Source organism: Lysinibacillus sp. NPDC096382, assembly GCF_044762845.1.
Classification (GTDB): domain Bacteria; phylum Bacillota; class Bacilli; order Bacillales_A; family Planococcaceae; genus Lysinibacillus.
Window position 1 is genome coordinate 59,190 of record NZ_JBIWFC010000009.1, and the last position, 23,852, is coordinate 83,041.

The 23,852-nt window shown below is 38.7% G+C and carries 23 protein-coding genes; 5 read left to right on the top strand and 18 right to left on the bottom strand.

Annotated elements, in window-relative coordinates; genetic code table 11:
• Positions 1-208: 208 nt before the first annotated feature.
• From radA to ACIQZA_RS14060, 6 genes are all read right to left on the bottom strand, one after another.
• The gene (gene radA, locus ACIQZA_RS14035) at positions 209-1,585 is read right to left on the bottom strand and encodes a DNA repair protein RadA (protein WP_402881940.1); all 1,377 of its coding nucleotides are present in this window, start codon (positions 1,583-1,585) and stop codon (positions 209-211) included.
• Positions 1,586-1,973: 388 nt separating this feature from the next.
• Positions 1,974-4,418, bottom strand: a complete 2,445-nt coding sequence (locus ACIQZA_RS14040; protein ID WP_400937646.1) for an ATP-dependent Clp protease ATP-binding subunit — start codon at positions 4,416-4,418, stop codon at positions 1,974-1,976.
• The gene (mcsB, locus tag ACIQZA_RS14045) at positions 4,408-5,517 is read right to left on the bottom strand and encodes a protein-arginine kinase McsB (protein ID WP_402881942.1); all 1,110 of its coding nucleotides are present in this window, start codon (positions 5,515-5,517) and stop codon (positions 4,408-4,410) included. Before mcsB ends, ACIQZA_RS14040 begins: the two co-directional genes overlap by 11 nt.
• A complete protein-coding gene (locus ACIQZA_RS14050; RefSeq protein WP_400937641.1) occupies positions 5,514-6,062 on the bottom strand; it encodes a UvrB/UvrC motif-containing protein in 549 nt (182 codons plus the stop codon). The genes mcsB and ACIQZA_RS14050 overlap by 4 nt, the downstream gene beginning before the upstream one ends.
• Before the next feature lie 14 nt (positions 6,063-6,076).
• A complete protein-coding gene (locus ACIQZA_RS14055) occupies positions 6,077-6,547 on the bottom strand; it encodes a CtsR family transcriptional regulator (protein ID WP_402881944.1) in 471 nt (156 codons plus the stop codon).
• Positions 6,548-6,974: 427 nt separating this feature from the next.
• The gene (locus ACIQZA_RS14060) at positions 6,975-7,280 is read right to left on the bottom strand and encodes a magnetosome magnetite crystal formation protein family (RefSeq protein WP_400937636.1); all 306 of its coding nucleotides are present in this window, start codon (positions 7,278-7,280) and stop codon (positions 6,975-6,977) included.
• A gap of 119 nt (positions 7,281-7,399) precedes the next feature.
• Between ACIQZA_RS14060 and ACIQZA_RS14065 the strand changes: the two genes are divergently transcribed.
• Positions 7,400-8,086, top strand: coding sequence for a class I SAM-dependent methyltransferase (locus ACIQZA_RS14065; RefSeq protein ID WP_400937634.1), 687 nt, complete (start codon positions 7,400-7,402; stop codon positions 8,084-8,086).
• A 49-nt stretch (positions 8,087-8,135) separates the two neighbouring features.
• A complete protein-coding gene (gene corA / locus ACIQZA_RS14070; RefSeq protein ID WP_402881947.1) occupies positions 8,136-9,095 on the top strand; it encodes a magnesium/cobalt transporter CorA in 960 nt (319 codons plus the stop codon).
• Between the two features lie 106 nt (positions 9,096-9,201).
• Here corA and ACIQZA_RS14075 read toward each other — a convergent pair whose 3' ends face one another.
• Positions 9,202-9,411, bottom strand: coding sequence for a hypothetical protein (locus tag ACIQZA_RS14075; RefSeq protein ID WP_402881949.1), 210 nt, complete (start codon positions 9,409-9,411; stop codon positions 9,202-9,204).
• A gap of 295 nt (positions 9,412-9,706) precedes the next feature.
• Here ACIQZA_RS14075 and ACIQZA_RS14080 point away from each other — a divergent pair, with 295 nt between their 5' ends.
• Positions 9,707-11,017: a protoglobin domain-containing protein gene (locus ACIQZA_RS14080; protein WP_402881952.1), complete on the top strand. Its 1,311-nt coding sequence runs from the start codon at positions 9,707-9,709 to the stop codon at positions 11,015-11,017.
• Between the two features lie 47 nt (positions 11,018-11,064).
• On the opposite strand, the gene ACIQZA_RS14085 is transcribed toward ACIQZA_RS14080, so the two are convergent.
• From ACIQZA_RS14085 to adh, 5 genes are all read right to left on the bottom strand, one after another.
• Positions 11,065-11,544 (bottom strand): acyl-CoA thioesterase, encoded by a 480-nt coding sequence (locus ACIQZA_RS14085; RefSeq protein WP_053482846.1) that lies wholly within the window; start codon positions 11,542-11,544, stop codon positions 11,065-11,067.
• A 67-nt stretch (positions 11,545-11,611) separates the two neighbouring features.
• Complete coding sequence (locus ACIQZA_RS14090; protein ID WP_400937625.1) at positions 11,612-13,039, bottom strand: aldehyde dehydrogenase family protein; 1,428 nt, start codon at positions 13,037-13,039, stop codon at positions 11,612-11,614.
• Between the two features lie 41 nt (positions 13,040-13,080).
• Entirely contained in the window at positions 13,081-14,043 is a 963-nt protein-coding gene (locus ACIQZA_RS14095) for a DUF4003 family protein (RefSeq protein WP_400937622.1), read from the bottom strand.
• A 328-nt stretch (positions 14,044-14,371) separates the two neighbouring features.
• The gene (locus ACIQZA_RS14100; protein WP_400937620.1) at positions 14,372-14,731 is read right to left on the bottom strand and encodes a DUF779 domain-containing protein; all 360 of its coding nucleotides are present in this window, start codon (positions 14,729-14,731) and stop codon (positions 14,372-14,374) included.
• Between the two features lie 21 nt (positions 14,732-14,752).
• The gene (gene adh / locus ACIQZA_RS14105) at positions 14,753-16,273 is read right to left on the bottom strand and encodes an aldehyde dehydrogenase (RefSeq protein ID WP_323654764.1); all 1,521 of its coding nucleotides are present in this window, start codon (positions 16,271-16,273) and stop codon (positions 14,753-14,755) included.
• Between the two features lie 345 nt (positions 16,274-16,618).
• Between adh and rluF the strand changes: the two genes are divergently transcribed.
• Positions 16,619-17,320, top strand: a complete 702-nt coding sequence (gene rluF / locus ACIQZA_RS14110) for a 23S rRNA pseudouridine(2604) synthase RluF (RefSeq protein WP_142509930.1) — start codon at positions 16,619-16,621, stop codon at positions 17,318-17,320.
• A gap of 22 nt (positions 17,321-17,342) precedes the next feature.
• Complete coding sequence (locus tag ACIQZA_RS14115; RefSeq protein WP_400937615.1) at positions 17,343-18,062, top strand: DUF6904 family protein; 720 nt, start codon at positions 17,343-17,345, stop codon at positions 18,060-18,062.
• A gap of 183 nt (positions 18,063-18,245) precedes the next feature.
• On the opposite strand, the gene ACIQZA_RS14120 is transcribed toward ACIQZA_RS14115, so the two are convergent.
• The 6 genes from ACIQZA_RS14120 to ACIQZA_RS14145 all read right to left on the bottom strand — a co-directional run bounded on the left by ACIQZA_RS14120 (position 18,246) and on the right by ACIQZA_RS14145 (position 23,660).
• Positions 18,246-18,740 carry a cupin domain-containing protein gene (locus tag ACIQZA_RS14120; RefSeq protein ID WP_402881956.1) on the bottom strand — a complete coding sequence of 165 codons (495 nt, stop codon included), beginning with the start codon at positions 18,738-18,740 and terminating at the stop codon, positions 18,246-18,248.
• 123 nt (positions 18,741-18,863) lie between these two features.
• Positions 18,864-19,571, bottom strand: a complete 708-nt coding sequence (locus tag ACIQZA_RS14125; protein ID WP_402881957.1) for an ABC transporter ATP-binding protein — start codon at positions 19,569-19,571, stop codon at positions 18,864-18,866.
• Complete coding sequence (locus ACIQZA_RS14130; RefSeq protein WP_400937609.1) at positions 19,571-20,350, bottom strand: ABC transporter ATP-binding protein; 780 nt, start codon at positions 20,348-20,350, stop codon at positions 19,571-19,573. Before ACIQZA_RS14130 ends, ACIQZA_RS14125 begins: the two co-directional genes overlap by 1 nt.
• Positions 20,350-21,285 carry a branched-chain amino acid ABC transporter permease gene (locus tag ACIQZA_RS14135; RefSeq protein WP_132362613.1) on the bottom strand — a complete coding sequence of 312 codons (936 nt, stop codon included), beginning with the start codon at positions 21,283-21,285 and terminating at the stop codon, positions 20,350-20,352. Before ACIQZA_RS14135 ends, ACIQZA_RS14130 begins: the two co-directional genes overlap by 1 nt.
• Positions 21,286-21,298: 13 nt before the next feature.
• On the bottom strand, positions 21,299-22,174 hold the full coding sequence (locus ACIQZA_RS14140) for a branched-chain amino acid ABC transporter permease (protein WP_400937606.1): 876 nt from the start codon (positions 22,172-22,174) through the stop codon (positions 21,299-21,301).
• Between the two features lie 262 nt (positions 22,175-22,436).
• Entirely contained in the window at positions 22,437-23,660 is a 1,224-nt protein-coding gene (locus tag ACIQZA_RS14145) for an ABC transporter substrate-binding protein (protein ID WP_400937604.1), read from the bottom strand.
• Between the last annotated feature and the right edge of the window lie 192 nt (positions 23,661-23,852).

A 23,852-nucleotide genomic window follows, 5' to 3' on the forward strand; every position in this document is an offset into this window, starting at 1 on the left:
CTTCTATCTATGAATTACAAAAGCTTGCAAATCAATTATGCATCGGCATAATTGCGTCCGGAATCGGCTTTGTGCATGCACAAAGAACTCCTTGCCGATTTCCGTGACATCCGCCGGAGGCTTTAATTTATTTCAGCGGGTGTTTGTACACCCGCTGAAATAAATTAAAAGTGCATGTCAGAACATTGTCCAACATGCACAAGCTTCTTTATAGCTCTCTAAAGCAAGCATTCAATGCATCCTTTATCGTTTCCACACCAACTATCTCAATACCTTGCGGGAAATCCCATCCACCTATATTCGAAGCCGGTATGAAGGCCCGTTTAAATCCGAGCTTTGCTGCCTCAATCACACGTTGTTCAATACGAGATACACGACGCACCTCGCCTGTCAAACCTACTTCCCCAATCAAGCAGTCCGTTGCTCTGACAGCTTGATCCTTAAAACTTGAAACGATGCTTGTCAACACCGCTAAATCAATTGCAGGCTCATCAAGTTTCACGCCGCCAGCAACTTTAATATATGCATCTTGAGCCTGTAACATGAGGCCCATTCTCTTTTCAAGAACAGCCATAAGCAGTTGTACACGGTTTTGATCGACACCTGTTGCCATTCGTTTTGGATAATTAAAACTTGTTGGTGTTACAAGTGACTGAATTTCAACTAGAATTGGCCGTGTACCTTCCATTGAGGCTACGATTGTTGACCCTGCCGCTCCCTGTGAACGCTCCTGTAAGAACAACTCAGACGGGTTTAACACTTCCTTTAAGCCCCCCCGAAGCATTTCAAAGATAGCAATTTCATTCGTAGAGCCAAAACGGTTTTTTTGGCTGCGTAAAATACGGTGATTATGATGTCGTTCTCCTTCAAAATACAATACCGTATCAACCATATGCTCCAATATACGTGGCCCTGCAATTTGTCCCTCTTTTGTTACATGTCCAACTAAGAAAATTGCAATTCCCTTTGTTTTTGCAATTCGCATAAGTTCTGCTGTACATTCACGCACTTGTGATACACTACCAGGTGCACTCGTTACCTCCGGATGAAAAACAGTTTGAATAGAATCGACAATAACAAACTTTGGCTGCACATCGTCAATGGTCTGATTTAAAAACTCTAAATTCGTCTCAGAATATATATACAGCTCCTGTGATACCACCCCTAAACGTTCTGCACGTAGCTTTGTTTGACGGATGGATTCCTCACCAGAAATATAAAGCACACGATGCCCTTTATTCGAAAGCAACGCAGATACTTGTAATAACAACGTCGACTTCCCAATCCCAGGATCTCCCCCAATTAATACAAGAGAACCCGGCACGATGCCTCCACCTAACACTCGGTTAAGCTCACCCATTTCTGTTGCAACTCGTGATTCCTCAGCTGCTTCAATTTGCATAATAGGGAGAGCCTTTTGGGTAACCGTAGCAGAATGTTGGAATGCACCACGTGGCCCTTTCGCGACCACCTCCACCTCTTCAACCATCTTATTCCATTCCCCACACCCTGGACATCTTCCCATCCATTTTGCGGATTCATAGCCGCAGCTTGAGCATACAAATTTTGTTTTTTTCTTCGCCAAAATGCATCCACCTCGAATATTTGTTCTTATATATATTGTACATCAATTTAAGCCTTGGCGTAATTTCGTCCGGATTTTAAATTGTGCCCGCACAATTTATTCCTTTTAAAATCCGTGACATCCGCCGGGGGCTTTGGGCCAACGTGATGTTGGTCACTCAGTCGTTGCCACAGGACGTGGTACTCTTAGACTGAGTTCCTCTATTTCAGTAGGTGTTTGAATACCCTCTAAAAAGGAATCACATTTGCATTCATCTCACTACCTTCAGAGGTGGGAGTCTTCTTCTAAATGACGATAAAAAAGAACAGCTTGGCACTATAGCCTGGCTGTTCTTTTCAAATAAACATTTAATGGGCAGATGGAGGACGAAAGCCCCCACTGTTGAAGATTATTTAGAAGTAGAAACTTCCTCTTTTTTCTTCACAACAAACTCTTCATTCACGTAATCAATGATAACTTGATTACCCTTCTCTACATTGCCTTTCAGCAGCTCTTCCGATAAACGGTCTTCTACTTGTTTTTGCAATGAACGACGTAGTGGGCGAGCACCGTATTGAGGATCGTAGCCTTCCTCTGCAATTTTCTCGAGTGCCGAATCCGTTAACTCTAAGGAAATGTCTTGCTCTTTTAGACGTTTTGTTAAAGCATTCGCCATCATTGCGACGATTTCTTTTAAATGTTCTTTTTCTAGTGAGTGGAAGACAATCATTTCGTCGATACGGTTTAAGAACTCTGGACGGAATGCTTTTTTCAATTCCTCGAGCATTGTACCCTTCATATCTTTATACTTCGTATCCGTACCACCTACATTAAAGCCAAGGTTTTTCTGATATTTTAAAGCATCTGCACCGACGTTTGATGTCATAATAACAACGATATTGCGGAAATCGACCACTCGACCCTTAGAATCTGTTAAACGGCCATCTTCAAGTACTTGAAGTAAGATATTGAAAACATCTGGATGAGCCTTCTCAATTTCATCTAGTAATACTACTGAATACGGTTTACGACGAACCTTTTCTGTTAGTTGACCGCCATCATCAAAACCTACATAGCCTGGAGGTGAACCAACTAAACGTGAAGTCGAATGTTTTTCCATGTACTCAGACATATCAACGCGAATCATTGCGTCCTCATCGCCAAACATAACCTCAGCTAGTGCTCTTGCAAGCTCTGTTTTACCAACCCCTGTAGGGCCTAAGAAAATAAATGAGCCAATTGGTCGTTTCGGATCTTTCAAACCAGCTCTTGCACGACGTATTGCGCGAGAAATTGCCTCTACTGCTTCTCCTTGACCTACAACCCGTTTGTGCAACTCTTCTTCAAGTTGTAATAACTTAGAAGATTCTTCTGACGCAATTTTCGAAACTGGAATTCCAGTCCACATAGATACTACCGCTGCTACATCATCCACTGTCACTTTTGACTCGGCTTTACCCTGTTCTTCCTTCCAATTTTTTCTTGTAGTTTCGATTTCATCTTTTAGCTTTTGCTCTGTATCTCTTAATGATGCTGCCTTTTCAAATTCTTGACCTGAGACAGCTGCATTCTTTTCAGAGCGCACATTTTCAAGCTTATCTTCAAGTGCCTTTAAGTTTGGTGGCACTGCGAATGAACGTAAGCGGACTTTAGAACCGGCTTCATCGATTAAGTCAATCGCCTTATCTGGTAAGAAACGATCAGAAATATATCGATCACTCATTTTTGCTGCCGCTTCAATTGCTTCATCAGTGATTTTCACACGGTGATGTGCTTCATAACGATCGCGTAAGCCTTGAATAATTTGAATCGCTTCTTCTACAGTTGGTTCATCAACTTGAATTGGTTGGAAACGACGCTCTAATGCCGCATCCTTCTCAATATATTTGCGATACTCATCTAGTGTCGTTGCACCAATACATTGAAGCTCACCACGTGCTAAAGATGGTTTTAAAATATTTGATGCATCTATGGCACCTTCTGCACCACCTGCACCGATCAATGTGTGCAATTCATCGATGAATAAAATAACATTTCCTGCTTGGCGAATTTCATCCATTACCTTTTTCAAACGGTCCTCAAATTCACCACGATATTTTGTTCCAGCAACAACTGTCCCCATATCAAGTGTCATAACACGTTTATCACGAAGAATTTCTGGGACTTCATTATTAATAATTTGCTGTGCCAAGCCTTCAGCAATAGCTGTTTTACCAACACCTGGCTCCCCGATTAATACAGGGTTATTTTTTGTACGACGTGACAGAACCTCAATAACACGTGTAATTTCCTTGCTTCGACCAATGACTGGATCTAAAGTGCCTTCACGAGCAATTTGCGTTAAATCACGCGCAAGGCTATCTAATGTAGGTGTATTGGCAGCCTGTGCAGCTTGTTGACCAGATTGAGCATTATCGTTATTACCTAATAACAATAGCACTTGCTGACGAGCCTTATTCAATCCGACACCAGCATTATTTAATACACGGGCCGCTATACCTTCACCTTCACGAATAAGCGCTAATAGTAAATGCTCTGTGCCGATATAGGAATGACCTAATTTACGTGATTCATCGACTGATAGTTCTATTACCTTTTTAGCACGAGGTGTGTAGTGGACAATTGGACCAACATCTTCTTTACCTTTCCCTACAAGCTCTTCAATACCTGATTCAATCATTTGAGGACTAATATCAATGGCTTCTAATGCTTTTGCAGCAATACCGCCACCTTCACGGATAAGCCCTAATAGAATATGCTCTGTTCCAATTGATTCGTGTTTCCAACGAATTGCCTCTTCTTGTGCAAGCTGTAATACTTTTTGCGCGCGTTGTGTAAAACGATTAAACATCAAATGAATCCTCTCCTTTTCTCCGAATAATAGGCTTACTCATATTTTCTCGAGATAGTGCCTCACGAAGCATTTCCGCTCGTACGCGATCTCGCTCAGTAGGTGGCAAAACGTCACCTGCGTAATTCTGTAAAAATCCAGGTTGCATACTAACTACGCATTCGTTTAATTTAGTCGCTTTAATACCTTCAATTAACCGTAAATCTACTCCTAAACGAACATTGGAAAGACAGGTAGCAGCTTCCTCACTCGTTAAAATTCGAGCATGTGTTAATGTCCCTAAAGCGCGGTATACACGGTCTTCTAAGGCAAGCTCTGCTTTTTCCATTAACTTACCTCTTGCATGTCGTTCTTTTTGAATTATTTTTTCAGCGACACTTTGGATATCGGCTATAATATCATCCTCTGTTTTCCCTAGTGTAATCTGATTTGACACTTGGTAAACATTCCCTATATTTTCACTACCCTCCCCATATATTCCTCTTACCGTCATTCCTAATCGTGTCATCGCATTAATGATTTGATTCATCTGACCCGTAAGTGTAAGGGCAGGCAGGTGCATCATGACAGATGCTCGTAAACCAGTACCAATATTTGTTGGACAACTTGTTAAATAACCAAATGTATCTCGAAATGCGTAAGGCAAAGCTTTCTCTAAGGTACGATCAATTTTATTGGCTTGCTCGTATGCCTTTTGAAGTTGAAAACTCGCTGTCATACATTGAATGCGTAAATGGTCTTCTTCGTTCACCATAATGCTAGTTGATTCTTCATCAGATAAGAGCATGGAGCCAACTCGCTCTTTTTTGGCAAGCTGAGGACTAATCAAGTGCTTTTCCACAAGTATTTGACGCTGTAAAGACGTTAAGTCTTTAATAGCAAAATATGAATAATTTTCTCGAAGTTCTGTACTATCCTTGATTGCATGTGTAACTGCCTGTTCCACCTTTAATGCTTCATCCTCTGTAAAGGCTAATGGAAAACGATAACCATCTAAATTTCGAGCAAGGCGAATGCGTGTACTTATGACAATATCTGAATAATCGTCCTCTACACTCATCCATATCGGTGTAGCACGCTCTAAAAATGACTCAATCATCACGACACATCACCACCTTCAAATTGTAGCTGCTTCTCAAGTTCCTTCGCTTCATCACGAAGCTTTGCGGCCTCTTCAAATTGTTCTTCATCTACAGCGATCTTCATACGTTTACGAATATCTTCAATTTGCTTTTTGATAACATAGACATTGTTTCGGGCACCGGGCATTTTTCCTATATGTTGAGGACCAGCCTGTATACGGTTAAAGAGCTTCGGTAAGTGTTCACTAAAGGTGTCATAGCAGCTAGGGCATCCAAATTTACCTTCTTTTAAAAATTGTTTATACGTAAATCCACATTGTGGGCATGTTTGCGGTTGTGGTGGTGCCTGCTGTTTTTCACCCGCTTGTTGTTGCTGCCATGTAGGGGAGCCAAACCAATTGGATAATAGCTGCTGAATAGATATTGGCTCCTGCTTAAATTCAGCATGAAATGGATGGAACTGCGAGGCACAGACGTCACAATAATGATGCTCTACTTTTTGACCATTTTGAACTTGTGTTACGGTAACTGTCGCATTACGCTGCTTACAATGTTCGCATATCATTCCCATCACCTCTTTTATTTTTGCCGTTCATATTTAATCGTTGTTAGCATCGCTTGTAAAATTCTTGCTCGAATGATATCCCGTAACGGGAGTTGCAAATCGATAGTTGAGCGATCAACTGCTGCTAACATTAATTTCGCTTCTCTCTTTGAAATTACCTGCTCATCAATTAGTCGATACACTAAATCTTCTGCCATTGTTTGCGATGCCCCACCTTCTATTTGCGTGAGGACATCATCGATCAAATCAATTTGTGAATTCGCGCGGACACGTAAAATTCGAATGTATCCACCACCACCACGTTTGCTTTCAACAAGGTAACCTCGTTCGACAGTAAATCTAGTATTGATTACATAATTTATTTGTGAGGGCACGCATTGAAATTTATCTGCGATTTCACTACGTTTTATTTCAATATGCCCTTCTCCACCTAATTCAAGCACTTGCTTTAAGTAGCCTTCTATGATGTCTGATATATTACGCATTTTAGGAATACACCTCGCTTACTTCACTGACTTTGACTATCTTTGACTTTCTTTGAGTATATTATACAAAACGCTTGAAAATAATTGCAATTAATTCGCACTTAGAAAAAATCAATTATGCCTATGCCGAGGAATAATTGCGTCCGGAATCGGCTTTGTGGTTAGGCCAGCAGGATGTTTTTTGCGCGAAAGCGTAGCGTCAGCAGCTTGATGCAGGTCAGTTAGCCGTTATCGCATGGAAGCGATGATTTTAGGCTAACATCCTTTACTAACCTCCTTTGCGATTGACATCCGCCAGAGGCTTAACTTATTTCAGCGGATGTTTGGACAACCGCTAAAAAATAAGTTTCTTAGTTATAAGGTACCCTTTTCAGCTATAGAAAAAACGCAAGCATATGCAACTAGCATATACTTGCGTCTATAAAAATTATACCCATCGACCAACTATTGGATAACGCCAAGGCTCATCAGATAGAGCCTTCACAATACCGATAATTGGCGCAATAAAATACATGATACCAAAAACAATTAAGAACGGTATACCAATAAGTAGGAAGCTTAAAATCCCCGAAATTGTAATTAATACCCCCATCACAACTTGGAACAATAAGGCTTGCACGGAAATACTTTTTACCTCTTCATCTGAGCTAATTAAGAAAAATATAATCGGTACTAACCATGGCGCAAAAAACGCACTTGCGTGTATGATTACCTTAGACCATTTAGTTTCCATTTATACCAATCCTTCCATTTAATTTTTTATTTTATGTACTACTATTTACGGACCTATCCCTTAAATAGTTTCAAATATAAATTGGATTTTAAAATTTTTTGAAAGGCATGTGATAACCAATGGAATTTAATAACAAACTTGTAAACGAATACGAAAAAGGTATTCGTCGCACGCTCCCTAGCTATGATGCAATGCTACGTTTGACACAAACCTTTTACCAATCTGCGTTACATGAAACAGCTGAATTTTTAGTAGTTGGCTCCGGAAGCGGCAATGAGATTTTACAGCTTGCTGAGAAAAGTCCTCATTGGTCATTTGTTGGTATAGATCCGTCAGAAGCGATGCTACAAATCGCTGGTGAACGTTTAAAATCTCTACCTAATAATATTTCTTTATATCAAGGAACTATACTGGATACTCAGTTACCTGCAGTGAAGTTTGATGCAGCAAGCTGTGTATTAGTACTTCACTTTATACAAAATGATCAAGAGAAGCTTGCAACATTAAAAGAAATAGCGAATAATTTAAAGCCTGGTGCTCCCTTTGTCCTGGTCTCAAAATATGGGCAGCAAGGTTCCTTAGAAACTGAGCTACAATTTGATTTATGGCGTGCTTATTGGCTACAGCATACAAAGCTAACACCATCGGAAGTAGCGGAAATGGAGAAATCCATACGTTCTCTTTCATTTATGCGTGAAGAGGACATTTTATCACTATTACAGCAGGCAGGTTTTACAAAACCATCTAGATTCTTTGCGACTACTTTATTTGGTGGTTGGATATGTTATAAAGAAAGTTTGTTGTGAAGATATATATACCTGTTAAGTTATAATTAACAGAATTGAGGTGAATGCTGTGATACGTACAATTGGCATTACAAAAGACCAAAAGCTTATAAAGGATTTTCCGCTTGAAGATATACACAAAAACGAATTTGAATGGTACTGGGTCGATTTTAATTGTCCGACCGATGAGGAAGAACTACTGTTAGATACATTTTTCCATTTTCACCCACTTGCTATAGAAGATTGTTTAATGCGTTTACAGCGGCCAAAGCTCGATTTTTATGATGATTTCCATTTCTTTGTTATCCAAAGAGTTAACGAAGAATTAACAGCTGAAGAAGTAAACATTTTTGTTTCTAATAAATTTATTGTCACATTTCATAAAAATTCAGCACCGGAGATAGATCGAGTACAAATGATGTTAGAAAAACAGCCAAAGAATTGGGAACGTGGCACAATATATTTAACATACCAGGTAATCGATAAAATCGTTGATAACTATTTCCCACTTGTCTATAAGATTGAGGATCATTTAAATGCACTAGAAGATGAGCTTACCTATCAAAGTAACCTCAACGCTATGAAAATTGTGTTTGAATTCCGTAGTGATTTGCTTGATCTACGTCGCACCATATTACCAATGCGTGATCTATTATATCGTATCCTTAACTCTTACCGATTTTCACTAAAAAAATCAGAACGAGCTTATTTCGGAGATATTTACGATCATCTGCTTAAACTCACCGAAATGATCGAATCCAACCGTGAGCTCACTGCAGATATGCGTGATAGCTATATGGCGATGAGCTCTAGTCGCATGAATGGCATCATGATGACCCTAACAATTGTTTCAACAATCTTTATTCCGCTAACATTTATTGCCGGTGTTTATGGAATGAATTTCGAATATATGCCAGAGCTACACGGGAGATTTAGCTACTTTATCGTACTCGGAATTATGATTTTTATCGCTTTATTTATGCTGGCAGTCTTTAAGCTTAAAGGCTGGTTCAAATTATTTAAACCTTAATTCCTTCGGGACCATCGTCATCGATGACGAGAAGAGCCCGCGCAAAGCATTTGCTCGGACAACATACTAAAGGCACCTAAGATTTTTCTAAGGTGCCTTTCCACTGTCAGTAAGGACCACGATCATCAATTTTATCTTCGCCTTGCTGTGGAAATAAAAAGTAAGCGAGTACCCCAGATACTAATGGTGCACAGATAGTAATTAATAGCTGATCAAAGTCTGGTACTTCAGCATAGTAGTTTCTTAACATGTAAACCGAGCCAATCGCTACAATTACCATAACCGGAATAACAAATTTGAAACGCTTCTTTTCCATGTAATACCTCCTCAAAACTATTGTTACGTTCAATCTAAACAGTTCGTATTTTACAGGTTTCCTATTTCAAATTCAATTTACCTATTACCTTTTTAATAGTCTATTTCATGACTTTTAATCGACGGTCGTCTATAATGCCTATAAAAAAATAAAGAAATACACTAAAATTTTAACCAAATTTACGACAAAAAATAGTAGAATAGACTAAATACCATATATTCCAAAAAATTAACAAACTAAGCAATTCGATTTTTTATATACTACTATGCATTTATAAAGAATGGAGCAAAAGACAATGAGTTGGTTTACAAAAAAGAACGATTCTAGCTACTCAATTACATTAGCACCTGAAAATTATAAAAACAATGTACAATTGGATGTATCAAACTATCCAAAACTTCAAAAACAGTTGCAACTTTTAGATTTAACAATTGAGGATTTAGCCATCATTAAACAACTACAACCTTTAGCTAAGGATTTAGTTCCTGAAATGGTGGATCAATTTTATGCAGCTATTAGTTTGAGCCAAGATTTGTTAGATATTATAAACAGAACGTCACAAATCAATCGTTTAAAAGTTACTTTACATAAGCACTTGAGTGATATTTTCGAAAGTCATATTAACAACTCTTATATTGATGAACGGAAGGCAATCGCTGAAACCCATGTTCGAATTGGTCTACAATCAAAGTGGTATATCGCCTCATTCCAGTCATTAACAACGACATTTACACGCTTTACAAATGAGTTGGATTTATCGAAACATGATGCCATACGTGCTATCAATGCCTTCTGCAAAATCATTAACTTCGAGCAGCAACTTGTAATCGAAGCCTATGAAAAAGAAGAGGAACGCATTCGAGCAGCTGATGATGACACAAAACACGCACTTGTCACTACCATTCAAAAAACGGCAGAGGAGCTCAATGGGATTAGTGAAGAAACAGCAGCTTCTTTATTAGTCATTTCTTCTCAAACGGACGATATCGCAGTAGCGACTAAGCAAGGCTTATCCTTCGTTGCTGATACACAGGAAAAATCCAGACGCGGACAGCAGCAGCTACAAGATCAAAATGATTTAATACAAGTTATTTTGCAAAGTGTAAACAGTCTCGAAGTTACGATGAACCAGTTACGCACATCTTCTCAAAAAATATCAGAGATTGTAGGGCTAGTTACAGGAATTGCCGATCAAACCAACTTATTAGCATTGAATGCTTCTATCGAGGCAGCCCGTGCAGGTGAGCATGGTAAAGGTTTTGCTGTTGTAGCAGAGGAAGTTCGTAAGCTTGCAGAAGAGACAAAAAATGCTGTACAAAATGTTTCTCATCTCATTAAAGAAACAGAAAGTAATATTACAACAATGTCTAATTCAGTTATTAACGTGGATCAAAAGATTCAACATAGCGTAGATACACAAAACAGTTTATCTAAATCATTTAATGATATCGCCGACGCTGTTTCTGGAATTCAACAGCAGTACGTAAATACATCCAGAGATATTTCAACAATCTCTAACTTGATTACTGAACTGTCACAAGGGGCTACACTAGTTTCTTCTTCTTCCGATTCACTGATTAATGTGGTAAATGAGTTAAAAATGTAAGCACAAAAAGGGAAACTGACAGTATACGTCAATTTCCCTTTTCACTTTTAATGCGGTAATTCCCGCTTTTGCTTACGATGTTCTCGTCTTGCAGGGCCGGTTTCAAACAGACGTTTTTCTGCATCTGTTTCAGGATAAATTGCAGGAACTGGCTTAGGTTTACCGTCATCATCTACTGCAACCATCGTTACAAAGGATTCCGTCGTTAATTTTTCCTCACGAGTTTCAATGTTTCGTGAAATAACCCGAACGTAAACTTCCATTGAAGAACGTCCAGTTGACGAAACAATACTTTCAATTTCTAAAATATCCCCTACATGTGCTGCCGATAAAAAATCGACTGAATCAATAGAGGCTGTAACTACATGCCCTTTCGCATGCTTCATTGCCGTAATTGCAGCAATTTCATCAATATAAGCTAACACTCTTCCACCAAAAATGGAGTTGTGATTATTTGTATCTGGCGGTAATACGAGACGCGTTTGAACAGTACGTGACTGACCCATCGGTATTGCGTTGTTTGTCATAGTTCTTGCAACTTCCCTTCATGAATGTTCTTTCGCCATCGTATCGTAGAAAAAGAGTTGATGCAAATTAGAACGATTTTTTCATTGTTATAAATTTCATATCTGTCATTTCCTCAATTGCCCACTTAATACCTTCGCGTCCGTAGCCACTCATTTTTACGCCACCGTATGGCATATTATCGACCCTAAATGTCGGAATATCATTAATAATAACAGCACCTGCTTGTATTTCATCTGCTGCACGTAATGCATCAGGTAACACATTCGTATAAATGCCAGCATTTAAACCAAGTTCCGACTCATTCACTAGTCGAATAGCGTCGTCTAATGTTTCATATGAAACAATTGAGACGATTGGCGCGAATGTTTCCTGGCAAACAACTTTCATATCCGACGTCACATTCGTCATAACAGTTGGCGTTAAAGTACGTTCCGTGAATGTTCCTCCTGTTGCAACTATCGCACCTTGTGACTTTGCTTCGTCAATCCATTGACGAATACGTTCAACTTCTTTTGGATGAATCATTGCACTAACATCCGTATTTGTATCTAGTGGATCACCTACCAATAATTTTTCTGTCTCAGCTACAAATGCCTGTGTAAATTCATCAATTATAGATGCGTGTACATAAATACGTTGTAAAGAGATACAAACTTGTCCAGCAAAATTAAAAGCACCACCGACACAACGCGCAATAATTTTATCAATCGGTGTCGATGGCTCGACAATTACTGCCGCATTGGAACCAAGCTCTAAAGTGACTTTACGCAAGCCTACTTTTTCTTTAATGCCCAAACCAACCTTACCACTTCCCGTGAATGTCACCTTTTTCACAAGTGGGTGGGTCACTAGTGTATCACTTAGCTCCCCTCCGCTACCTGTAATAATTTGAAGCGCACCATTAGGTAGACCCGCTTGCTGGAAAATTTCCGCCATCACGATAGAGCTTAATGGCGTTTGCGTCGCTGGCTTTAAAACTACCGTATTTCCAACTGCAAAAGCAGGTCCTAATTTATGTGCCACTAAATTGAATGGAAAATTAAATGGTGTAATGGCTGAAATTACACCTAGAGGTTCTCGTTTTGTCCAGCCGATACGATCTCCTGCCCCGGGTGCAGCATCCATCGGTACCGTTTCACCATTTGCTTGCTTAGCACCCTCCGCAGCAAATTGATAAGTTGCTATTGTACGTTCTATTTCAGTTAAACCTGCCGATATTGGCTTACCTGCCTCTAATGCCAAAATTTCAGCTAATTCCTCTTTCCGCTGGCGCATTATGTCAACCACTTTATATAATATTTCGGCACGTTCGTAGGCTGTTGTCTTTTTAAATGTTTGGAATGCCTCCTGTGCACCTTCAATTGCTTGCTCAACGTCAGAAATTGATGCCTTAGCTACCTTTGCAATAACCTCACCACTATAGGGCGATCTCAGTTCATATGTTTCCTTTGCGTTCTGCCATTGGCCATTCATCCAAAGCTTTGTTTCCTTCATCCTTCAAATGCACCTCCAAAATCAAGTTCTTCTTTATTTTATCACGAAGAACTTGATGCTACAGCTGCTGCACTCATTGCTGCGAACATCGCTGCTTGCTGTGCTTGAATCAATAATTCAATTGATGACATGATCGTCATTGATAAGGATTGTTGTACCTGCGCCATATCATAAATTGCAATTTGTATAGCCATAAATAACACAAATTCACGATGCCATTTTAAAAGTTTCATATCCTTTAACTCATTATATAAATCAACAATCTGTTGAAGCTGTACTTGATTCACTTTAAGGATTGCTAAAAAACCAAGTAAAGGATAATGCATCGTCTTGACCTTTACATCCTGATTCTTTAGTGTGTCACGGATTGTTACAACACTTGGCACTAGATTATTATCATATTGAGCTGATAAGAAAGTCAGTAATTGCGATAGCCATTGAAGCTCATTACCCGCATTAAAATTATACGTACGTAATTCTTTATAATAACGATTCATTGTTTCCGCACGTAGCTCTACATCATCAGATGAGCTACTTAGCAATACTGCATAAGGAATATCATCGTATGACGTTAAAAACTTATGATGTTTACGGATTGCATCAAATAATGCACGTGCTGCCTGTGCATGTGCACGCTTCTCACTTTCCTCTTCAGTTAAAAACTGTGCACCAATAAAACTAAAGTTCCCACTTCTAAATTTCGCTTCCTTCATTATATTAACGTTGTTCAGTAAATTTTTTACTGCTTGTTCTGTATCTTCTTGCTCCAATAAATTTGCAGCAATACTATAACCTATCGTTGTTCTTAACGGAGATGTCCATGAAGTTTGCTTTTTCATTTCTTGTAATACTTCTTTATATTTAACAGAATCAAAAGGTTTTCCAGATGCCACATATTTGCCAGCTATAGCTAACACAATTTTACGATCCACTGTCCGGCCAACAGCCTTCGAGACATCCTCCACCATATTTGTAAACTGATTTTCAATCATAACGAAATCCATGTTTAACACGCTCCTTTTCCATATTTACGTAATTAAACAAAAAAGGATTCATCCATTTTGGCTCATCATCATAACGTTGGATTGGTTTCATTCCTTCTAGCGTAGTGCTAACGAAGCGACAGCAGCAAATGTTTTTTGCGCGAAAGCGTAGTGTCAACGAAGCGACAGCAGCAAATGTTTTTTGCGCGAAAGCGTAGTGTCAACGAAGCGACAGCAGCATTTTTTTAGAAAAGCCCTATCAAGCAGCAATATAGCCTCACATAAACTTTTCAAATAAATCAACATAAAAAAACAGCGGCAATACTTTTTGCCGCTGTCACTAAAGTCTTTAAATTAAACCTAATTCCTTTAACTCCTCTGTTGAAAAGGCTCTTGATCTTGTTAAGAATCGTTTCCCTTCAACGCCTTCAAGTGAAAACATACCACCTCTACCCTCGACAACGTCCAAGATTATTTGTGTATGCTTCCAGTAGTCATATTGATTTTTATGCATATAGAAGGGGGCACCACCAATCTCTCCTAGGCAAACATCTTGATCACCTAATAGTAAGTCGCCCTCTGGATAACACATTGGCGAAGAGCCGTCGCAGCATCCACCTGATTGATGAAATATAACAGGACCATGCTTTTCTTTCAATAATTCTTTTAGTGCTAGCGCTTCTTCTGTTGCTATAACTCGCTCGACCAAGCTCATGCACCTCCCTATTGATTAGAAGAAACCAAGTTTGTTTTCACTGTAGCTAACTAATAGGTTTTTCGTTTGTTGATAGTGAGATAACATCATCTTATGGTTTTCACGACCAACACCCGACATTTTATAGCCACCGAATGCTGCATGTGCAGGATAAGCGTGGTAGCAGTTTGTCCAAACACGTCCTGCTTGAATACCACGACCAAAGCGATAGGCTGTATTCATATCACGTGTCCATACACCTGCACCCAAACCGTATAATGTGTCATTCGCAATTTCTAACGCTTCTTCTTTTGTTTTAAATGTTGTTACAGCAACAACCGGCCCGAAAATTTCTTCTTGGAAAATACGCATTTTATTGTGTCCTTTGAAGACAGTTGGCTTAATGTAGTAACCATTTTCAAAGCCTGATCCTACATTATTTTTCTCTCCGCCAATTAGACATTCTGCACCTTCTTGCTTACCAATATCTAAGTAAGAAAGGATTTTTTCCATTTGCTCACTTGAAGCTTGCGCACCCATCATCGTATTCGGATCAAGTGGATTTCCAACTTTAATCGCTTCAACACGCTGTAGGACGCGCTCCATAAATTTATCGTAAATAGATTCTTGAATTAATGCACGGGAAGGACATGTACATACTTCACCTTGGTTTAATGCGAATAATACAAAGCCCTCTACTGCTTTATCTAAAAAGGCATCATCTTCGTCCATAATATCCTCAAAGAAGATGTTTGGCGATTTGCCGCCCAATTCTAATGTAACTGGAATAAGATTTTGTGAAGCATATTGCATAATTAAGCGACCTGTCGTAGTCTCACCAGTAAAGGCAATTTTACCGATGCGTGGATTGGATGCTAGCGGCTTCCCTGCCTCTAAGCCAAAGCCATTGACAACATTTAGTACACCTGAAGGCAATAAATCTTCTATTAATTCAACGAGCACCATAATTGAAGTTGGTGTTTGCTCTGCAGGTTTTAACACCACACAGTTTCCAGCTGCAAGTGCTGGTGCTAGCTTCCAAACAGCCATTAATAACGGGAAGTTCCATGGGATAATTTGACCTACTACCCCAATTGGCTCATGGAAATGATAAGCGACAGTATCATTATCGATTTGGCTTACTGCGCCTTCTTGTGCACGTAAAGCTCCCGCAAAATAACGGAAATGATCAATTGCAAGAGGGATATCTGCATTTAATGTTTCACGTACCGCTTTTCCGTTATCCCATGTTTCGGCAACGGCTAGCTTTTCTAAGTTTTGTTCTATGCGGTCCGCAATTTTAAGTAAAATGTTTGCACGCTCTGTTGCGGATGTTTTCCCCCATGCATCTTTTGCGGCATGTGCTGCATCAAGTGCAAGTTCAATATCCTCAGTAGTAGAACGAGCTACTTGTGTAAAAACTTGTCCAGTAACAGGTGTCACATTGTCAAAGTATTGTCCTTTCACTGGAGGTGTCCATTCCCCACCAATGTAATTTTCATATTTCTCTTTGAATTGAACTACCGACCCTTCAGTGTTTGGAAATGCATAAACCATTTTACTTCTCCCCTTTACACAAAATGATGAGAAAATAATCTACAAATATCGTCATTTTTTATCGAAATAACGATATTTTCATAGATACCCTCTTACACAATATATTGTCAGAAACGAAAAATAATTTCAACTTTTTTAAATTTTTTTAGATTTATATTAAAATTCGTTTGTGATTAAGGAAGTAAGTTGGTATGAAAGCACAAGGAATGAAGTATGAACGACGAGGAGACCCACGAAAGTTGTTTTCCTAGAGTGAGTTATATTTCCTAGAAAAGCTTCTAGAATTCACGGTGTGACCAACTATAATGTATACTTAAAAATAATATAAATGTATAGGAGAACAGTATGCGCATTAATAAATATTTGAGTGAAACAGGCATCGTATCTCGTCGCGGTGCGGATAAATGGGTAGAAGAAGGTAAAGTAACAATTAATGGTGAACTTGCTACAGTCGGTAGTCAAGTAGAAGCTGGTGATATGGTTTGTGTTGATGGAAAAGAGGTAAAGAAAGAAGAACAGCTCGTATATATTGCCTTAAACAAACCAGTAGGAATTACAAGTACAACTGAACGTCATATAAAAGGAAATGTCGTTGATTTTGTCAATCACCCTCTTCGCATTTTCCATATTGGACGACTAGATAAAGAGTCAGAAGGGCTATTATTACTGACAAATGATGGTGACATCGTCAATAAAATTTTACGTGCTGAAAACCATCACGAAAAAGAATATATCGTGCAAGTCGATAAACCCATTACGGAGCAATTCATCAAAGAAATGGGAGCGGGTGTAGATATTTTAGATACTACAACCCTACCTTGTCATGTTGAAAAAATATCTGATAAAGTCTTTAAAATCATTTTAGAGCAAGGTTTAAATCGCCAAATACGTCGTATGTGTTCAGCACTTGGCTACTCCGTTAAGCGTCTACAACGCATTCGTATTATGAATATTAAGCTTGGCAATTTAAAAGTTGGACAGTGGCGCGATTTAACAGATAAAGAACGCACAGAACTATTTAGACTACTTAAATACACACCAAAATAAAGCAGTTTAAGGGGATAGAACTATGCTGTCAATTCACAGTACTGAGCAGTTAACTGGAGCACGTGTTAGCGGGGATTTTTGGGATTTAGATGAGCTTATTAATGCTATTTACAAAATAACTGGTGATGAAAACAAGTATTATGATTATCAAGGAGCGCGCCTTCGCATTCTTAGTGTTTGTTATAATCTACGTCAAGCTGCCCAGGGAGAGCATCAGCTTGAGTTTGTTAGCAATGGACTCAATAAAAGTGTTTTGCTACAGCATGAACTAATTTTTCCACACAAAAATGCTTATTTCGCAGCAGAGATTCTTTGGCCTGAGCTGATCTTTACTGCTATCGCTTTAAACGATTTCATTCGCCTACATCAGGAGCTAATTGATTCTTCTGATTGGAATATCGATGTTGCCGCCATTCGTAAATTCCAGGCAGCGGTTGCTAATTGTTTAGAGCAGGAGCTTAATGAGGAAGAATACTTAGTATTTTTAAGAATGCTCCATACTAAAAGTCCATTAACATTCCGGTATGCAACACAGTACATCGATGTTTTGAACTTAGAGTATATTCAACTAAGATCGGAGGAACGTAAAGCTCATTTAGCATCATTTGCTCTCCGATTAATGTTAGAAGACGATGAATATGTAATGCTAAAATCACAACTCATGGAAGCCGCGATTACTACAAAAAAATCGTTACATGAAATCGAAATTAAAGCGAAATATCCTGAAACTATTTTGTGGTAAATAGGAAGCGCCGTCTCAACTAATTTTGAGACGGCGCTTGTAAATAAAGTATGGCGATTGGGCTAAACGAGTAGCCCGGAACGAAAACTATCCTCATCTAGGTAAACAATATTTCCTTGATCATTTTGTCTTTCAACACTATGAGCCGACTCACCTAACTTTGAAACAGCTATCTTTCTTCCTTTAAATTGTTGTGTAAGCCATTTTTCTAATAACTTCCTCGTGCTGTGGATAGTCCTCTAAAAGCTCATCTTGTGTAAATAATTCGAAGTCTTCAAAATCAAAGCCTGGTGCAACCATACAGCCTACTAAACTAAATGCATCTGCATCTTCTACGGATGAGCCAAATATAGTATTTTTCGGTACTGCTATTTGTGGTACTTCTCCTGACTCGACATCTAATCCAAGCTTCTTCGCCTCATATGTACCATCAGGGAAAATCATATGGACTGTTAGCGGACTGCCAGCATGATAATACCAAAGCTCGTCCGATTTTAAACGATGCAAATGCGATATATCCTGTGAACGAAGTAAGAAATAAATACTCGTATAAATTGGTCTCTGTACATCTCTTACAGCCATATCCTCAGCTGCTCTAAACGAGGATATGTAATATCCTCCCTCAGGATGCTCTGCTAAATTTAATTTCTCAATAAAATATTGTGCTGTATACTTCATAAAACATCACTCCTTTTGTCCACATTACCAAATAATAAATGATGAATGCTACTGCTATCTGTTATTTTCAAACATCTATCTATAATATAAAAGGCATCTCATCTTCCGAGATGCCCTCATCTTTTATAAACCACCTAAATAAGCAGCCTTTACTTGTTCACTCTCTTGAAGCTCTTTTGCTGTGCCCGATAATACTATACGTCCTGTTTCAAGTACGTACGCACGATTTGCTACTGATAAAGCCATATTGGCATTTTGCTCAACAAGTAGTACGGTTGTACCTTCTTTATTAACTTGCTCAATAATATTAAAAATATTTTTTACCATGAGTGGCGCAAGCCCCATTGAAGGTTCATCCATTAATAACAATTTTGGTCTTGCCATTAATGCTCGACCCATCGCTAGCATCTGTTGCTCACCACCAGATAATGTACCTGATTGCTGTTTACGGCGCTCCAAAAGACGCGGGAATAATTCATACACATGCTCTAGATCCTTTTTGATGCCTGCTTTATCGTTACGGAGATATGCTCCAAGCTCTAAGTTTTCTTCAACGGACATATTTGCAAAAACACGGCGCCCCTCTGGAACATGTGAAATTCCTGATTTTACAATTGTCTGTGCAGCTTTCCCTGCGATAGAGAAGCCCTCATATTCAATGATGCCACCCTTTGGTTTTAATAAGCCTGACAATGTTTTTAATAATGTACTTTTACCAGCACCATTTGCACCAATTAACGTTACGATTTCACCCTCATTTACTTCTAAAGAGAGGCCCTTTAATGCTTGAATGTTATCGTAAAATACATCTATATTTTGTACTTTTAGCATTAGCTGATAACCTCCTCGCCAAGGTAAGCTTCAATTACCTTTGGATTGTTGCGGATTTCTTCTGGTGTCCCATCAGCGATTAATTGACCGTGATCGAGCACGTATATACGTTCACAAATTCCCATAACTAAGCTCATATCATGCTCAATTAGAAGAATTGTTAAGCCAAACTCTTTACGAATAAACGCTATTAATTCCATTAAATCATGCGTCTCCTGTGGGTTCATCCCTGCTGCTGGCTCATCTAATAAAAGTAGCTTAGGTTTCGTAGCTAGAGCACGAGCAATTTCTAGACGGCGCTGCATCCCATAAGGTAAATTTTTCGCAACTTCATCCTTATAAACATCTAAGCCAAAGATTTTTAGAAACTCAATAGATTGATGCTCCATTTCTGTCTCACCTTTAAAATGATTCGGCAAGCGGAAAATAGAAGACCACATGGAATGCTTTGCAAGTGAATGGTTCGCTACCTTAACATTATCTAAAACAGATAGCTCTTTAAATAAACGAATATTTTGGAATGTACGACTAATACCTTTTTGCGTTACTTGATATGGCGCAAGCCCGTTTAACTTTATACTGTCAAATGTAATCGTGCCCTCAGTTGGCTTATACACCCCAGTAAGCATGTTAAAGCTCGTTGTTTTACCAGCACCATTAGGCCCTATAAGACCTACTAGTTCTCCTTGATTTAGGTACATATTAACGCCCTGTACCGCCTTTAAACCACCGAATTGAATGCCCATGTTTTCAACATTGATAAGAAGGTTTCCAGTCATTATTTTGTACCTCCTTTTTTACCGAATTTAAACAAATCTGTAACTTCTTTCGTTCCCATCAAACCCGTTGGACGGTACAGCATTACCACTATTAAGACTAAGCTATAAATAATCATACGTGTTTCTGGGAAGTTTGCTAAATATGCTGAGACTACTGTTAAGAAAACCGCAGCTATGACAGATCCTGAAAGACTGCCTAAACCACCAAGAACTACATAGATTAAAATATCAAAAGATTTTAAGAAACTGAAAGTTGTCGGTTGAATAATGTAAAAATTATGTGCAAAGATGGCCCCTGCAAGACCAGCAAAGAAGGAACCAATTGCGAAAGCTACAACTTTATAGTAGGTTGTGTTAATACCCATTGCATCTGCCGCAATTTCGTCCTCACGAATCGAAATACATGCGCGTCCATGACGAGAATTTGTAAAGTTCGAGATTACTAAAATTGTTAAAACAACACCTATGAATGCATAAGTCCAATTAGATAAATATTCAACTTGCATCCCTGCTGCGCCACCAACATAATCCGTATTTAAAAAGATAATACGTATAATTTCCGCAAAACCAAGCGTTGCAATTGCTAAATAGTCACCCTTTAAACGTAACGTCGGGATACCTACAATTAAACCTGCTACTGCTGCTGCAAGTGCCCCTAAAAAAATAGCTAATGGGAACGGAAGCATTAATTTAGTTGTGATAATGGCAGAAATATATGCCCCTACCGCTAGAAAGCCTGCATGCCCAATCGAGAACTGACCAGTAATACCAATGACAATGTGCAAACTGACCGCAAGCATAATGTTAATACACATTGTGATCAACATATTTTGATAGTAAATATCGAGAAAGTTCGTTGAAATAAGCACCTGAACAACTGCATAGATGACTAGCGCTAATACTGCATAGCCCCAGAAAACTTTAGATTTTTTCATAATCACCACTCACCTACACTTTCTCACGGGCATTTTTACCAAAGATACCCGATGGTCTGAAAATTAAAATTAAAATTAAAATAACAAATGCTGCTGCATCACGCCATAGAGAGAAACCAAGTGCACTTACGAATGATTCCACAACACCGAGCAACATACCACCAACCATGGCACCAGGAATAATACCAATACCGCCAAGTACTGCCGCTATGAATGCTTTAACCCCTGGAATAACACCCATTAATGGATCGATTTTTGTGTAATATACCCCGAAGATAACACCTGCTGCACCCGCTAAAGCTGAACCTATTGCGAATGTCGCTGAAATTGTATTATCTACATTAATACCCATTAATCGTGCTGCATCGGCATCATGAGAAACCGCGCGCATCGCTTTCCCGATTTTTGTTTTATGTACGATGAATTGTAAAAGAATCATCAGTACAATTGAGACAGATAAAATTAATATTGATGTACTACTGATTTGAACACCAAAAATATCAAATGATTTACTTTTAATGACATCAGGATATGCCGCAGGTTGCGCACCTCTGAAGAAAATAGTTGTATATTCGATTAATAGCGATACACCGATTGCAGTAATTAAAGCAGCAATACGTGTGGCATTTCGCAAACGCTTATAAGCAATACGTTCAATTAAAACACCAAAGATTGCACAGACCACCATTGCCAATAACAGTGCTGGAAAGAAACCAAGCTCCCATTTAGCAATTGCATAAAAGCCAATAAATGCCCCAATCATGAAGACATCTCCGTGGGCAAAGTTAATCAGCTTAATAATCCCGTATACCATCGTATACCCCAGCGCTATTAATGCGTAGATACTACCTAGTGAAATACCATTCACAAGCTGCTGTATCCATTCCATGAGCGTTCACTCCTTTTTATTTTTTGAAAAGTGCAAAAATAGTACTTACTTCTACATATTATTATTGAAAATAGAGTAAATTGTGTCCTCTTAAAAATTTTTTCATAATCTATCCATTTCGCCTTGGTGTATCTGTAGCTGTCGCTACAGATACACCATATCCGCATTCATCTCATCACCTTCAATAGTTGGAGCCTTTACTGAATAAGAGAAAACATAAAAGGGAAGGCGTGTTTACCCGCCTCCCCTTGCCTAAAAAACATTAAGGATTAACTTTAGAGTTGAACACTTGTTTACCGTCTTTAAATTCAAGAACTGTTGCTGTTTTAATTGGGTTATGATTTTCGTCAACTGAGAAAGTACCTGTTACTAATGAAAGATCTTTTGTGCCAGCTAATGCATTTTTAATTGCTTCCCCATCCGTAGAGCCTGCACGTTTAATAGCATCAGCAATGTAGTAAATTGAGTCATAGCCAAGTGCATTAAATGCATCTGGTGCTTTATCATTGTTCGCTGCTTTAAACGCCTTTACGAAGTCTTGAATTTTTTGATCTGGGTCTTCTGCAGAGTAGTGGTTTGTGATGTACGTATTATTTAGCGCTTTCCCACCAGCTAACTCTACTAATGTTGGTGAATCCCAACCGTCAGCCCCCATCAGTGGTACATCAATACCCATTTCACGTGCTTGTTTAACAATTAAACCGACCTCTTCATAGTATCCTGGGATAAAAATAAAGTCTGGCTTCTCGCCTTTAATATTTGTCAACTGTGTACGGAAATCAGTATCCTTCGCTACATAAGCTTCTTCCTTTACAACTTTCCCGCCATTTTCTGTAATTGTTTCTTTAAATGATTTCGCTAGGCCTTTTGCATAATCAGATGCATTGTCCGCAAAAATAGCTACATTTTTAGCTTTCAATTCATTAGAAGCGAAGTTTGCTGCTACAATCCCTTGGAATGGATCGATGAAACAAGTACGGAATGCATACTCATTAATGCTACCGTTATCATTTACTGTAATGTTTGGAGCAGTACCAGAACCAGTAACGATTGGGATTTTATTTTTATTCGCAATTTGAACAGTAGCAACTGTATTACCAGAAGTTGCTGGGGCTAACATTGCTACTACTTTATCTTGCGTCGCTAGTTTAATAGCTGCTGCAGTAGCCTCCGCGTTTTCTGATTTGTTATCTACTTTAATAAGGTCAATTTTTTTACCATTGATTCCACCATTATCATTAATTTCTTTAACAGCAAGCTCTGCACCCAGAGCAATTGACGAACCATAGGAAGCTACGTTACCCGAAAGTTCTAAGTTTGCACCGATTTTAATAGTATCACCGTCAGAAGAACCGCCACCGCCTGATGATGATCCACCTCCTGAACTTGAACTACCTCCATTACCACAGCCCGCAAGAACGGCTGCAAGTAATGAAGATGCAACTAAAAGTGAGCCAAACTTTTTAAGTTTTTTGTTCTCTCGCATAATTTTATTCCCCCTAAGTTTTTTCAAATGTTAGATATTTCTGATAATTATAAACAATCCGCGGCATTTCCTCAATAACAAAAATAACCAAAATGATAATTTATAACTATCTATACTAATAGATATATTATTCAATTAAACCTTTTACATTGTAAAACATTCTTTATTTTTAGTCTAGAGTGATTTTTCTGT

Excerpts from the sequence above, each read along its gene's own strand:
- ACIQZA_RS14145 (WP_400937604.1), bottom strand. The coding sequence starts at position 23,660 with ATGCGAGAGAACAAAAAACTTAAAAAGTTTGGCTCACTTTTAGTTGCA.
- ACIQZA_RS14080 (WP_402881952.1), top strand. The coding sequence starts at position 9,707 with ATGAGTTGGTTTACAAAAAAGAACGATTCTAGCTACTCAATTACATTA.
- ACIQZA_RS14090 (WP_400937625.1), bottom strand. The coding sequence starts at position 13,039 with ATGAAGGAAACAAAGCTTTGGATGAATGGCCAATGGCAGAACGCAAAG.
- ACIQZA_RS14125 (WP_402881957.1), bottom strand. The coding sequence starts at position 19,571 with ATGCTAAAAGTACAAAATATAGATGTATTTTACGATAACATTCAAGCA.
- ACIQZA_RS14060 (WP_400937636.1), bottom strand. The coding sequence starts at position 7,280 with ATGGAAACTAAATGGTCTAAGGTAATCATACACGCAAGTGCGTTTTTT.
- rluF (WP_142509930.1), top strand. The coding sequence starts at position 16,619 with ATGCGCATTAATAAATATTTGAGTGAAACAGGCATCGTATCTCGTCGC.
- ACIQZA_RS14115 (WP_400937615.1), top strand. The coding sequence starts at position 17,343 with ATGCTGTCAATTCACAGTACTGAGCAGTTAACTGGAGCACGTGTTAGC.
- ACIQZA_RS14135 (WP_132362613.1), bottom strand. The coding sequence starts at position 21,285 with ATGAAAAAATCTAAAGTTTTCTGGGGCTATGCAGTATTAGCGCTAGTC.
- ACIQZA_RS14130 (WP_400937609.1), bottom strand. The coding sequence starts at position 20,350 with ATGACTGGAAACCTTCTTATCAATGTTGAAAACATGGGCATTCAATTC.
- ACIQZA_RS14140 (WP_400937606.1), bottom strand. The coding sequence starts at position 22,174 with ATGGAATGGATACAGCAGCTTGTGAATGGTATTTCACTAGGTAGTATC.
- ACIQZA_RS14085 (WP_053482846.1), bottom strand. The coding sequence starts at position 11,544 with ATGACAAACAACGCAATACCGATGGGTCAGTCACGTACTGTTCAAACG.
- ACIQZA_RS14095 (WP_400937622.1), bottom strand. The coding sequence starts at position 14,043 with ATGGATTTCGTTATGATTGAAAATCAGTTTACAAATATGGTGGAGGAT.
- ACIQZA_RS14055 (WP_402881944.1), bottom strand. The coding sequence starts at position 6,547 with ATGCGTAATATATCAGACATCATAGAAGGCTACTTAAAGCAAGTGCTT.
- ACIQZA_RS14050 (WP_400937641.1), bottom strand. The coding sequence starts at position 6,062 with ATGATATGCGAACATTGTAAGCAGCGTAATGCGACAGTTACCGTAACA.
- ACIQZA_RS14075 (WP_402881949.1), bottom strand. The coding sequence starts at position 9,411 with ATGGAAAAGAAGCGTTTCAAATTTGTTATTCCGGTTATGGTAATTGTA.
- ACIQZA_RS14120 (WP_402881956.1), bottom strand. The coding sequence starts at position 18,740 with ATGAAGTATACAGCACAATATTTTATTGAGAAATTAAATTTAGCAGAG.
- adh (WP_323654764.1), bottom strand. The coding sequence starts at position 16,273 with ATGGTTTATGCATTTCCAAACACTGAAGGGTCGGTAGTTCAATTCAAA.
- ACIQZA_RS14065 (WP_400937634.1), top strand. The coding sequence starts at position 7,400 with ATGGAATTTAATAACAAACTTGTAAACGAATACGAAAAAGGTATTCGT.